The 12,048-nt window shown below is 71.7% G+C and carries 13 protein-coding genes; 7 read left to right on the top strand and 6 right to left on the bottom strand.

The window, feature by feature from the left end:
* Window positions 1–37 precede the first annotated feature (37 nt).
* Entirely contained in the window at window positions 38–790 is a 753-nt protein-coding gene (locus EDD92_RS10940; RefSeq protein ID WP_123964113.1) for a molybdopterin-dependent oxidoreductase, read from the top strand.
* On the top strand, window positions 774–1,400 hold the full coding sequence (locus EDD92_RS10935) for a cytochrome b/b6 domain-containing protein (protein WP_123964112.1): 627 nt from the start codon (window positions 774–776) through the stop codon (window positions 1,398–1,400). The genes EDD92_RS10940 and EDD92_RS10935 overlap by 17 nt, the downstream gene beginning before the upstream one ends.
* Here the strand turns inward: EDD92_RS10935 and EDD92_RS10930 are convergent.
* The 5 genes from EDD92_RS10930 to EDD92_RS10910 form a co-directional block, all read right to left on the bottom strand.
* Complete coding sequence (locus EDD92_RS10930; protein WP_123964111.1) at window positions 1,338–2,513, bottom strand: hypothetical protein; 1,176 nt, start codon at window positions 2,511–2,513, stop codon at window positions 1,338–1,340. The genes EDD92_RS10935 and EDD92_RS10930 overlap by 63 nt on opposite strands.
* Before the next feature lie 109 nt (window positions 2,514–2,622).
* Window positions 2,623–3,651, bottom strand: coding sequence for an L-idonate 5-dehydrogenase (locus tag EDD92_RS10925; RefSeq protein WP_123964110.1), 1,029 nt, complete (start codon window positions 3,649–3,651; stop codon window positions 2,623–2,625).
* 14 nt (window positions 3,652–3,665) lie between these two features.
* Window positions 3,666–4,424, bottom strand: coding sequence for an SDR family oxidoreductase (locus tag EDD92_RS10920; protein ID WP_123964109.1), 759 nt, complete (start codon window positions 4,422–4,424; stop codon window positions 3,666–3,668).
* A 10-nt stretch (window positions 4,425–4,434) separates the two neighbouring features.
* The gene (locus EDD92_RS10915) at window positions 4,435–5,832 is read right to left on the bottom strand and encodes a GntP family permease (protein WP_123964108.1); all 1,398 of its coding nucleotides are present in this window, start codon (window positions 5,830–5,832) and stop codon (window positions 4,435–4,437) included.
* A gap of 65 nt (window positions 5,833–5,897) precedes the next feature.
* Window positions 5,898–6,425: a gluconokinase gene (locus EDD92_RS10910; RefSeq protein ID WP_123964107.1), complete on the bottom strand. Its 528-nt coding sequence runs from the start codon at window positions 6,423–6,425 to the stop codon at window positions 5,898–5,900.
* A 149-nt stretch (window positions 6,426–6,574) separates the two neighbouring features.
* Here EDD92_RS10910 and EDD92_RS10905 point away from each other — a divergent pair, with 149 nt between their 5' ends.
* A complete protein-coding gene (locus EDD92_RS10905) occupies window positions 6,575–7,276 on the top strand; it encodes a FadR/GntR family transcriptional regulator (protein ID WP_123964106.1) in 702 nt (233 codons plus the stop codon).
* A gap of 9 nt (window positions 7,277–7,285) precedes the next feature.
* On the opposite strand, the gene EDD92_RS10900 is transcribed toward EDD92_RS10905, so the two are convergent.
* Window positions 7,286–7,747, bottom strand: a complete 462-nt coding sequence (locus EDD92_RS10900) for a YchJ family protein (RefSeq protein ID WP_123964105.1) — start codon at window positions 7,745–7,747, stop codon at window positions 7,286–7,288.
* A gap of 374 nt (window positions 7,748–8,121) precedes the next feature.
* Here EDD92_RS10900 and EDD92_RS10895 point away from each other — a divergent pair, with 374 nt between their 5' ends.
* From EDD92_RS10895 to EDD92_RS10880, 4 genes are read left to right on the top strand one after another with little or no spacing between them, the layout of a single operon-like run.
* Window positions 8,122–9,984 (top strand): phage tail sheath subtilisin-like domain-containing protein, encoded by a 1,863-nt coding sequence (locus EDD92_RS10895; protein WP_123964104.1) that lies wholly within the window; start codon window positions 8,122–8,124, stop codon window positions 9,982–9,984.
* A 34-nt stretch (window positions 9,985–10,018) separates the two neighbouring features.
* A complete protein-coding gene (locus EDD92_RS10890) occupies window positions 10,019–10,543 on the top strand; it encodes a phage tail protein (RefSeq protein ID WP_004003113.1) in 525 nt (174 codons plus the stop codon).
* 32 nt (window positions 10,544–10,575) lie between these two features.
* On the top strand, window positions 10,576–11,304 hold the full coding sequence (locus EDD92_RS10885) for a hypothetical protein (RefSeq protein ID WP_123964103.1): 729 nt from the start codon (window positions 10,576–10,578) through the stop codon (window positions 11,302–11,304).
* On the top strand, window positions 11,297–12,025 hold the full coding sequence (locus EDD92_RS10880) for a hypothetical protein (RefSeq protein ID WP_123964102.1): 729 nt from the start codon (window positions 11,297–11,299) through the stop codon (window positions 12,023–12,025). Before EDD92_RS10885 ends, EDD92_RS10880 begins: the two co-directional genes overlap by 8 nt.
* The last annotated feature ends 23 nt before the right edge of the window (window positions 12,026–12,048 follow it).

Genomic DNA, 12,048 nt, shown 5'->3' with positions numbered 1-12,048 from the left:
CTGGTCCCGCCGGGGCCGCGGGTGTTCGAATGGATACGTGAACTCCGAACCACCCGAGGAGCCGGGCACACCGCAGCCGCCTCCGGAACGCGGCGCTCCGGTCGGCCGCCGTGTCCTGCTCGGCACCATCGGCCTGGGCGCCCTCGGCGTGGTCGCCGCGCCCACCCTGCAGCGCGCCCTGGAGGGCTTCCTCGGCGCGGCCGCCGACAAGGACCCCACCGGCCTGACCGGCCTGCTCCCCAACGGCGGCGGCTTCCGCTACTACTCGGTCGCCTCGTCCGTACCGCACAAGAACGCCACGAACTACCGCCTCACCGTCGACGGCCTTGTCGACCGCCCGAAGACCTACACCCTCGACGACCTGCGTGCCCTGCCGCAGACCCGGCTGGTCAAGGACGTCCAGTGCGTCACCGGCTGGCGGGTCCCGGGCACGCCCTTCGAGGGGGTGCGGCTGTCCCGGCTGCTGGACGCGGCGGGAGTGCGCTCCACGGCCGGGGCGGTCCGCTTCACCTGCTTCGACGGCACGTACACCGAGAGTCTCACCCTCGACCAGGCCCGCCGCTCCGACGTCCTCGTCGCGCTGCGCATGCAGGACAAGAACATCGGCCACAACCACGGCGGCCCGGTCCGCCTCTACGTGGCGCCCATGTACTTCTACAAGTCCGCCAAGTGGCTGTCCGGCATCACCGTCACCGAGCACGTGAAGCCGGGCTACTGGGAGGACCGCGGCTACGACGTCGACGCCTGGGTCGGCCACTCGAACGGGCGGGACGATGAGCCTACGAGCTGAGGCGCACACGCCGCCGGTCAACGAGATCCGCCGGTTCGGACCCGTCCAGCGCTGGGTGCACCGCACGACGGCCGCACTGATGGGCGTGTGCGTGGTGACCGCGGCCTTCCTCTACATCCCGCAGTTCGCCGAACTCGTCGGCCGCCGCGAGCTGGTGGTCCGCGTCCACGAGTGCGCCGGGCTGGCCCTGCCCGTGCCCGTCCTGGTGGGCCTGGTCTCCCGTCACTTCCGCGCCGACCTGGGGCACCTGAACCGCTTCGGCCCGCACGACAGGGTCTGGCTGCGGGCGGCTCTTCGCCGGGACAAGCGGCGGTCCTCGCGCCCCGCGGCGAAGTTCAACGCGGGGCAGAAGGTCTACGCGGCCTGGATCGCGGGGGCGTCCCTGGTGATGCTGGGCACGGGGCTGATCATGTGGTTCACCCATCTCACCCCGCTGATGTGGCGCACCAGCGCGACGTTCGTCCATGACTGGCTGGCCCTGACGATCGGGATCGTGCTCGCCGGGCACATCGGTATGGCGATCGCGGACCCGGAGGCCCGCGGCGGGCTACGGACCGGGAGGGTGAGCCGGGAGTGGGCCGAGCGGGAGCATCCCTTGTGGCGTCCCTGAGGGTGCGGGTGCCTCCGGCGGGGGCGAGGGGGGTGCCGCCGGCGTGAAGGCGTTCTTGAGGCGTGCTTCGGTGTTTTCGTAGCGGACGACTACGTCCACCGGGCGCTCCGCGGGGGGTGCGGCGATTGGTCGTGTGGCGTCTGCGGGTTCGTCGTGGCTGGTCGCGCAGTTCCCCGCGCCCCTGGAAGCCGCTGCCTGCCCGCACAGTGTGTCGCTGAGGCCAGCCAGGGAGGGCACCACGGCGGACAGTACGAGTTCATCGCCCTTCTGCGACTGCAGTACGGGTGGCCCGGCAGTCTGCCGACCCCCGACGAACACGCTCCCGAACCGCAGCAGTTCGGCGTGGTCGAAGAAGGTGCCCTGCAGCTCGATGGTGATCGTGTCGCCCGGTTGGGCCTTGCCGTCGCCGCCCGTGTCCACGCCGGCGATGCGGTAGGCGCAGGCGGGCGTGCCGCCCGAGGAGGCCTTCAACTGCACGGTGGTGCCCGGGTGTTGTCGGTGGAAGTCCACCAGCGCGCCGAGCACGGCGTAGGCGGCGCGGCCCTTGCAGGTGTCTGCCTTGCCTGCGAGGTCGGCGTACTCCTTGGCCGCCGTGGCCCAGCTGCCGCCCCTGCCCTGCACTGCGACACAGGCCGTGGCGAGGGCGTGCAGCAGCCGCCACTCCGGATCTGCGGAGACCGCTGGGGTCGTCTTGAGGACGGCCCGGCACCTGTCGGGGTCGCGGAGCCGGTCGTAGACGTTCGACGGGTCCGGTACGGCGTCGGCGTTCGGCGAGACGGGGCCCGGCGGGAGCCAAGCGGGGCTGAGGAGGGGCCTGTTGCCGGGGGAGGGGGTGCCGGAGACGCCGCTCGGCGACGGAGTGGCCGTACGGGTGTGGCTCCGGCCGCTCGGCAGTGCGGTGCCGCTCGCCTCCCCGGCAGGTGACTGCCGAGGAGTGGGGGAGCCCGGCGCAGCGGGGTGCCCGCCGTTTGACGGCCCGGCCGTCACGATCGAGCTGCCCCCGCGTCTGCTGTCCGGCACGCCACTTCCGTCACCGGTGAAGGCCGCGACGGCCACCGCCACCGCGCCGACCACGAGCAGCCCCGAGATACGCATCCCGAGGGAAACCGCCATGACGCCCCCCGACCCCCAATGCCCCTGGAGGCCGTGTCCAGGGATCCCCTCATCATCGGGCCGACTCCGGCGCCGGGGAAGCCGACTTGGGTTGATCCTTGGGGAAAATTCAGGATCGGAAGTCCAGCAGCACCTTGCAGGAACGGCTCCGGTCCGCGGCCAGCGCGAACGCCGACTCCGCCTCCCGGACGGGGACCACCGCGCTGACCAGCGCGTCGAAGGCGGGCTCGGCGGCGAGCAGCCGCAGCGCCTCGTCGAACTCCGTGTCGAAGCGGAACGCTCCCCGCAGCTCGATCTCCCGGCTCACGACCAGGTTCCCGGCAAACGGACTGGGCCCCGGCGGCAGCATCCCGAGCTGCACGACCACCCCGCCCCTCCGCACCAGACGCAGACAGGTGTCGAGCCCCGCGGCCACCCCGGACGCCTCCACGGCCACGTCCACCTCGGACGGCCAACCGGCATCTTCCGGATCGTCGGCCCGTACGAGGGTGTCGGCGCCCGCACGACGCGCGTACTCCAGGGCCGCCGGGAGGAGGTCGGTGACCGTCACCCGGGCTGCGCCCGCCGCCTTCGCCGCCGCCACCACGAGGCAGCCGATCGGCCCGGCGCCGGTGACCAGGACGTGCCTGCCGCGCACGTCTCCGGCCCGGCGCACCGCGTGCAGGGCGACGGAGAGCGGCTCGGCGAGGGCTGCCCGCCGCAGGTCGAGCCCCTCCGGCAGCGGCCTCAACTGCTCGGCCGGTACGACGACTTGGGCGGCGAACCCGCCCTGTACGTGCGGGAAGCGGGCCGCGCTGCCCAGGTAGCGGGTGTCCCGGCAGACGTTGCGGCGCCCCTCCACGCATTCCGGGCACACGTCGCACGGAGTCGCGGGGTGCACCGCAACCGCCGTGCCCGCTGCCGGGCCCGACGCGTCCGGGGAGCCGTATGCGACGACCGTCCCGACCACCTCGTGGCCCAGCAGCATCGGCTCCTTCAGGCGGAAGTCGCCGACCCCGCCGTGTTTCCAGTAGTGCAGGTCGGAGCCGCAGACGCCGCCGTAGCGGACGGCGACCAGCGCCTGGCCGGGGCCGGGCTCGGGGACCGGCAGCTCCTCGACGCGCAGGTCGTCCTGGCCGTGGATCACACAACCGAGCATCTCCGCAGCCCCCTTCACAGCACGCTCGTCATTCCACCGTCGACGTACAGCACCTGCCCGCTGACGAAGTCCGCGGCGGGCGAAGCGAGGAACAGCACGCCGCCCACCAGGTCCTCGGTACGGCCCCAGCGGCCGGCCGGGGTGCGGCGGCGCACCCAGGCGCTGAACTCCTGGTCCTCGACGAGGGGCCTGGTCAGTTCCGTCTCGATGTAGCCGGGGCCGAGGCCGTTGACCTGCACGCCGTGCGGGCCCCAGTCGGCGCACATGCCCTTGGTGAGCATCTTCAGGGCGCCCTTGGTGGCCGCGTAGGGCGCGATGCCGGGGCGGACCACCTCGCTCTGCAGCGAGCAGATGTTCACGATCTTGCCGTGGCCGCGTTCCGTCATCCGGCGGGCCGCCTCGCGGCCGACCAGGAACGCGCTGGTGAGGTTGGTGTTGAGGATGCGGTGCCAGTCGCTGTCCGTGAACTCCAGGAGCGGGGCGCGCAGTTGCATCCCGGCGTTGTTGACCAGGATGTCGAGCGGGCCGACCCGCTCCTCGACATCCGCTATGCCTGCGGCCACCGACGGGCCGTCGGTCACGTCGAACACGGCCGTGTGGACGTCGCCGGGCAGCTTCGCGGCCGCCTTGGTGAGGCGGTCCGCGTCGCGGCCGTTGAGGACCACCGTGCAGCCGGCCTCCGCGAGGCCCCGGGCCAGGGCGAGCCCGATGCCGCGGCTTGAGCCGGTGACCAGGGCCGTGCGGCCGCTGATGTCGAAGAGTGGGTGACTCATTCCCGTACCCCTAGATGACCAGCGAGAGGAGGAGGACCAGACCGCCCGCGACCACCGAGATGATCGTCTCCATGACGGACCAGGTCTTGAGGGTCTGGCCGACACTCAGGCCGAAGTACTCCTTGACCAGCCAGAATCCGGCGTCGTTGACATGGCTGAAGAAGAGCGAGCCGGCGCCGATGGCCAGGACCAGCAGGGCCGTGTGCGTGGTCGACATGTCGGCCGCGAGCGGCGCCACGAGGCCGGCCGCCGAGACCGTCGCCACCGTCGCCGAACCGGTCGCGAGGCGGATGCCCACCGCGATCAGCCAGGCCAGCAGCAGCGCGGGGATCGACCAGTCCTTGGAGATGTCCAGGATCATCTGGCCCACACCGGTGTCGATCAGCGTCTGCTTGAAGCCGCCGCCCGCGCCGACGATCAGCAGGATGCCGGCGATGGGCGCGAGGCCCTTCTCGACCAGCGGAGTCAGCCGCTCCCTGCCGAAGCCCGCGGGCCGCAGCAGCGTGAAAATGCCGAGCAGTACCGCGGCGAGCAGGGCGATCAGCGGGGAGCCGATGACGTCGAAGACGCGCTGGGTGAGGTTGGCGGGGTCGTCGATCACTATGTCGACCAGTGCCTTGGAGAGCATCAGGACGACCGGGAGGAGGATCGTGGCCAGCGTGGGGCCGAAGCCGGGACGCTTCTCCAGCTCCTCCGACGCCCGCTGCGGAATCATGCGGTCGGGCGCGGGGACATCCACCCAGCGGGCCGCGTACCGCGAGAACAGCGGGCCGGCGATGATCACCGTCGGGATGGCGATCAGGACGCCGAGCGCCAGCGTGACGCCCAGGTTTGCCTTGACCGCGTCGATCGCGACCAGCGGGCCGGGGTGCGGCGGGACCAGACCGTGCATCACGGAGAGGCCTGCGAGGGCCGGGATGCCGATGTGCATCAGGGAGTAGTTGCCGCGCTTGGCCACCATCAGCACGACCGGGATCAGCAGCACGACGCCGACCTCGAAGAACAGCGGCAGACCGATCACCGAGGCGATCAGCACCATCGCCCACGGCATGGCCCGCCCGCCGGCCTTCGCGAGGATCGTGTCGACGATCTGGTCGGCCCCGCCGGAGTCGGCGAGCATCTTGCCGAGGATCGCGCCGAGGGCGATCAGCACGCCCACGCCGGCGACCGTGGTGCCGAGCCCGGTGGTGAAGCTGGTGATGACCTTGTCGAGGGGTGCCCCGGCGATCGCACCGAGGGCCAGCGAGCCGATGGTCAGGGACAGGAAGGCGTGCAGCTTGAACTTGGTGATGAGCAGGACGATGACGGCAATGCCCGCCAGTACGGCGAGGCCCAGCTGAGCGTGGCCGGCCGAGGTGATCGGCGCGGGTGCGTCCGCTGCCAGCATCTCAACGCTGAGTCTGGTCACGGGAGTTCCCTTGCAGGTACGGGGATGGGGGAGTGGGTGCGGGGGGTGCGTGCGGGGCGTGGGTGTTACGCGGCCGGGTGAGGCAGAGCGTCCAGTGCCTTCACGGCCCGCTCGGTGATCTCCTCGGGGCTCCCGGTGACATCCACCGCGACACCCGCCTCGTCCGGCTGGAGCGGCTGGAGCGTGGCGAACTGGGAGTCGAGCAGCGCCGTGGGCATGAAGTGACCCTGCCGGTGCGACATCCGGTCCTCGATGAGGGCCCGGTCGCCCGTCAGGTGCACGAAGACGACACCGGGGGCGGCGGCCCTGAGCCGGTCGCGGTACGACCGCTTCAGCGCCGAGCTGCTGACGACCCCGCCGAGCCCGGCCCGCCCGTGCGCCCAGGCACCGATGGCGTCGAGCCAGGGCCACCGGTCCTCGTCGTCGAGCGGGACGCCGGCCGACATCTTGTCGATGTTGGCCTGCGGGTGGAAGTCGTCGCCCTCGGCGTACGGAACGCCGAGCCGGGCCGCGAGCAGGGGACCGATGGTGGTCTTACCGGTGCCCGCCACGCCCATGACCACGACGACATGGGGGGTGCGCAGCTGCTGCATGGTGCTCTCACTGTCTTCTTCGACATCTGGACGCCGACCGTTCAACCGACGCCGACGACACTGAAACCGATTAGGTACGACGAATTCAAGAGTCTGTGATGAATAAGTCTGACTTTTTGTTCCCGTGACCTGCCCCGTACGCTGAGTGCATGACCACTCCGGGCCGGGGTCTGCACGGCCATGTACTGGACTCCCTCGGCCCCGCGATCACCGCGGGCGAGTACCCGCCGGGCAGCGTTCTGCGCACCGACGAGCTCGCCCAGCGCTTCGACGTGTCACGCTCGGTGATGCGCGAGGCGGTCCGGGTGCTCGAATCCATGCACCTGGTCGAGTCGCGCCGGCGGGTCGGCGTCACCGTGCGCCCGAAGGCCGAGTGGAACGTCTACGACCCGCAGGTCATCCGCTGGCGGCTGGCCGGCGCCGACCGCCCCCACCAGCTGCGCTCGCTGACCGTCCTGCGCTCGGCCGTCGAGCCGGTCGCCGCGGGCCTCGCCGCCAGGAACGCGTCCGCCGAGCAGTGCGCCGAACTCACCGAGTGCGCGATCGGCATGGTCGCCAACTCCCGCGGCCACAAGCTGGAGGAGTACCTCGTCCACGACATGGCCTTCCACCGGGTGATCCTCGTGGCGTCCGGCAACGAGATGTTCGCCCGGCTCGGTGACGTCGTCGCCGAGGTCCTCGCGGGCCGCACTCACCACGAGGTCATGTTCGAGGACCCCGACCCTGCCGCCGTCACCCTGCACGTCCAGGTCGCCGAGGCGGTCCGCGAGGGCGATGCGGCCCGCGCGGAGAAACTGACCAGGGAGATCACGGTGGGCGCCCTGCAGGAACTCGACATCCTGGCGCCCTAGGCGTATCGCCTACGCCTCGGGGAAGTCCCCGTCGACGTACACCCACGCCCCGTCGACCCGCTCGAACCGGCTGCGTTCGTGCAGCGAACCGCCCTTGAACGAGGCGCGGAAGGTCACGGTGCCGGTGGTGTGGAAGGCCGTCCCGTCGGTCGTCTCCAGGATCTCCAGGCCGGTCCAGCGCATGCCCGGGTCGAAGTCGACCCGGGCCGGTCGCGTTCGCGGATGCCAGGTCCGCAACAGATAGGCCTCATCACGTTTCACGAAAGCGCTGTAGCGCGAACGCATCAGTGCCTCGGCGGTCGGGGCCGCCGCCTCACCCGTGGGGGTCCCCCCGGTCGAGGTTGTTCGAGACTGGGGGAGGAATCGGCCACAGCACTTTTCGTACGTCTCCGCAAGACCGCAAGGGCAGGAGGGGTTGTGAACTGGGGCGGAGCCGTGCTGCCGCCGGGATTGCGAGGTACGTCGGGACATGCGCTCCATTCTGCTGCACCACGGGCTGTGTGAAATCTGTGAAGCGCCTGTTCCGACACGCGCACATCCGGTGCGTGTTGTGCGCGCCCGCCTTCATCGAACCTCCTTTCGGACTGGCGTGAACACGCCTTGTTGACTCAACCCCCAACTCACCATGGTGGGCACAGCACTTGAGCATCAGGAGTCACAAGCGTGCGTGCTTGACCCGGGCGGCCGTCCGTCCGGGGCATTGACGGGGGAAGCTGAAACGGGGTGTGCGGACCGGCGCGGCAAGGGCGCGTCCGGGGACTGCTGCGCGCCGCCGTGCCCGAACCTCTCCCCTCTGCCGCCTCTTGGTGCCTTTCACCGGTGCCTGAGAAGGGATAGGAGGGGGAATGCCGACGAATGCCGCGGCCGCCAGGCCGACGTATCCGGGCGTCTACGTCGAAGAGCTTCCCAGCAGCACCCGCGCCATCTCCGCCGTGACCACTTCGGTGACCGCATTCGTGGGGCACACCCGGCGCGGCCCGTTGAACGAGCCGGTGCGCGTCACCGGATTCGCCGACTTCGAGCGGCGCTTCGGCGGGCTGAGCGCGCAGAGCCCGCTCGCCTACGCCGTCCACCAGTTCTTCGGCAACGGCGGCTCCGTCGCAGTGATCGTCCGGGTCGCCAAGGCCGGCAGCGGCAAGGCCGCCTGTGTCGTCCTGGAGTCCACCGAGGGCCACAGCGAGAGCCGTGTCCTGGAGGTCCACGCCAAGGAACCCGGCGTGTGGGGCAACGGCCTGCGCGTCGCCGTCGACTACGACACCCCGGACTGCGAAGCGACCTTCAACCTGCGCGTCTACGACGCCAAGGGCGACGCCCGCGAGAGCTTCACCGGCCTGTCCATGGACGCCGGAAGCGGGACCTACGCGCCCACCGTGATCAACGCGGGGTCGCGGCTGATCCGCGTCGAGGCCGTCGGCGAGGGCCGCCCCGACCCGTCCGGCACCGTCTCCAAGCCGTTCGGCCACGAACTGCCCGACCTGGCCGTCGACCTGACGGTGAAGATCGGTGACGTGGAGCGCGAGTTCAAGCTCTACGACCCCGAGTGCGACGGCGAAGCCCCGTCCTCCGTGGCCGAGTTGGCACTGCTCCTGGAGCGCAAGCTGCGGGCGCTGCCCGACGCGCCCGGCAAGCACGCCTTCGCGGGCGTCGAGGTCACCGCCTTCGGCCGCCGTATCCAGGTGGTCGCCGGTTCCACCGACCCCGAGGACGTCGTCCGCTTCCTCGGCGAGTGCGCCAACGACCTGGGCCTGGAGGCCTCGGTCAACCCGCCGGTGTTCCCGCTGGAGGGCGGCGAGGACGGCGAGGCCCCCGGTCCGCGCGACCTCATCGGCTCCGAGGCCGGCAAGACCGGCATCCAGGCGCTGCGCGGGGTGGCCGACGTCAACCTGCTCGCGCTGCCGGAGCTCGCCTCGTACGAGAAGACCGAGGACGCCCTCACCGTCGTATCGGCTGCTCAGCGGCTGTGCGAGGAGCGGCGGATCTTCCTGCTGGTCGACGCGCCCAGCACCTGGGTGAGCGTGGACAGCGCCCGCGCCGGGCTGTCCGCCTTCGACCCGGTGCGCGGCAACCACGCCGGCCTGTACTTCCCGCACATCCAGCTCACCGACCCGCTCACCGGGCGGCTGCGCGCCTTCCCGCCGTCCGGCGCGGTCGCCGGCGTCATCGCGCGCACCGACTCCGAGCGCGGGGTCTGGAAGGCACCGGCCGGCACGGAGGCGCAGCTCGTCGGAGTGCACTCGCTGACCGTCGACCTGACGGACCGTGAGACCGGGTTGCTCAACCCGCTCGGCGTCAACTGCCTGCGCACCTTCCCGGTCACCGGACCGCTGGTGTGGGGCGCGCGCACGCTGCAGGGCTCCGACGCCCTCGACAGCGCCTGGAAGTACGTGCCCGTGCGGCGGCTCGCGCTGCATGTGGAGGAGAGCCTCCAACGCGGCCTGCAGTGGGTCGTGTTCGAGCCCAACGACGAGAGCCTGTGGCAGCAGATCCGGCTGTCCGCCTCCTCGTATCTGCACACGCTGTTCCGCCAGGGCGCCTTCAAGGGCAGCACCCCGCGCGAGGCGTACTTCGTCAAGTGCGACAGCGAGACCACGACGGACGAGGACGTCGCCAACGGCGTCGTCAACGTGCTCGTCGGGATCGCGCCGGTGCGGCCGGCCGAGTTCGTGGTCGTCAGGATCCAGCAGACGTCCGGGCAGTTCGCTCTCTAGCGGCCCGTCAATCTCGGAGAGCTGAAGGAAATCGATGGCTGAGTTCACGGTCAACGCGCATCGCTTCGACCCCTACAAGAACTTCAAGTTCCTGGTCCTGTGGGACGGTCGGACGGTCGCCGGTATCAGCAAGATCAGTCCGCTGAAGCGGACCACGGAGGTCGTCAAGCACCGCCACGGCGGCGACCCCTCCTCCCCGCGCAAGTCGCCGGGCCGCTCCGAGTTCGAGGGCATCACCCTCGAGCGCGGGGTCACCCACGACCCCGAGTTCGACCGCTGGGCCAACAAGGTCTGGCAGGTCGGCGCGGGCCTCGGCTCCGAGGTGTCCCTCGCGGACTTCCGCAAGGACATCGTCATCCAGGTCCTCAACGAGGCCGGGCAGGTCGCCGTCTCGCACAAGCTCTACCGGACCTGGCCCAGCGAGTACCAGGTCCTCGGCGAGCTGGACGCCAACGCCAACGCGGTGGCCATCCAGTCGCTGAAGCTCGAGTGCGAGGGCTGGGAGCGGGACTACGAGGTGCCCGAGCCGGAGGAGCCTTCGTTCCTCAACCCAGCATGAACCGGGGGTAGTTGAGGGAAACGGGGAGGGACATGGCGATCACCGGGGCGGCCGAACTGCTGGCCGCCTGGGAGGCCGGGCTCGGGGAGGCACCGGTCGGACGGGCACTGCTGCTGCACCGCACGGCACGGCCCGACGTCGACACCGGGAGGCTTCCGCAGCTTCCGGTGGGCGAGCGCGAGGCGGACCTGTTCGCCCTGCGCCGGGCGCTGTTCGGCGAGCGGATGCAGGTACGGCTGGAGTGCGCGGCGTGCGGGGCGGACATGGAGTTCGACCTGGACGCCGGGCAGCTCGCCGGGTCGCTGGGCGGCCTGGGCGAGTCGGTCGTACGGGTCCAACAGGACGGCTGGGACGTCGAGTTCAGGCTGCCCGGGGTCGCCGACCTGCAGGCCGCGGCCCGGGCGGCCGACCCGCGTACGGCGCTGCTCGCCCGGTGCCTGGTCTCGGCGACCCGCGACGGGACGGCCGCAGCGGCGGGGGAGTTGCCCGTGCCGGTGCAGCGCCGGATCGCCGAGGCCGTCGAGGCGGCCGACCCGGGCGCCGACCTGGCGCTCAACGTCGCCTGCCCCGAGTGCGGCGAGGCCACCCGGGCCGAACTCGACATCGCCTCCTACCTGTGGACCGAACTGGACGCCTGGGCACGGGACGTGCTCCTCGACGTCCACCTGCTCGCCACCGCCTACGGCTGGAGCGAGCCGGAGATCCTGGCGCTCAGCCCGACGCGTCGCCGCTACTACCTGGAGCTGTGTGCCGATGTCTGACACCCAGGGGGCGCCGGACTTCCCCGACTTCTTCGACCGGCTGCTCGCACGGCACACAGCCCCGCGACCGGCCGCGATGCGGGTACGGCCCCGGCTGCCCGGCCCCTTCGAGCGGGTCGAGGCGGTACGGGCCGCCGCACCCGCACCGGAGGAGGACACGCTGCTGTGGCCCGCCACCACGCCGGCCGCCGTCGCACCGCCGGATGCCCCGCGTCCGCCGGCCACTCGGACGCGCACGCACACGGAACGGGAGCGGACCGTCGTACGCACCGAACGGGAGCCCGTAGCACCGGCCCCGCGGTCGTCCGAGCCGGCCCGCGCCGAGGCACCCCTGCTGCGTCCCGTCGCGCCCGTCGCGCCGGGGCTGCGGCCGCTGCCCGAGGCCGGGCGGCGCGCGGCCGGGTGGGGGCGTGCAGAGCCAGGAGCGTCACAGACCGCGGTGTCCGTGCCCATCCCCCCGGGCACGGAAGCCGCCCCCCAAGCCGTGTCGGCGGCGCTGCGACCCAGCGCCGCCGACACGGCGGCAGCACGCGACGCCGTACGGCAGGCAGCGGCCCGCCGGCCGTCCAAGCCCACCGAGCAGGTGGTGCAGGTGCAGATCGGACGGCTGGAGGTGACCGCCGCCAGTGCCGCGGAAGGCGCCGGGCAGCGGCGGAAGGCGGCGGAGCGGCCCGGGACGGCCCTGAGCCTCGCGGACTACCTGGCACGGGGGCGCGAGTGAGCCGCCACGCACACAGCAGCAGG

The sequence above is a fragment of the Streptomyces sp. TLI_185 genome, assembly GCF_003814765.1.
In the GTDB taxonomy this organism is placed as follows: Bacteria; Actinomycetota; Actinomycetes; order Streptomycetales; family Streptomycetaceae; genus Streptomyces.
Note: the sequence above shows the minus strand (reverse complement) of the source record. Positions and strands in the feature narration are given on the sequence as shown.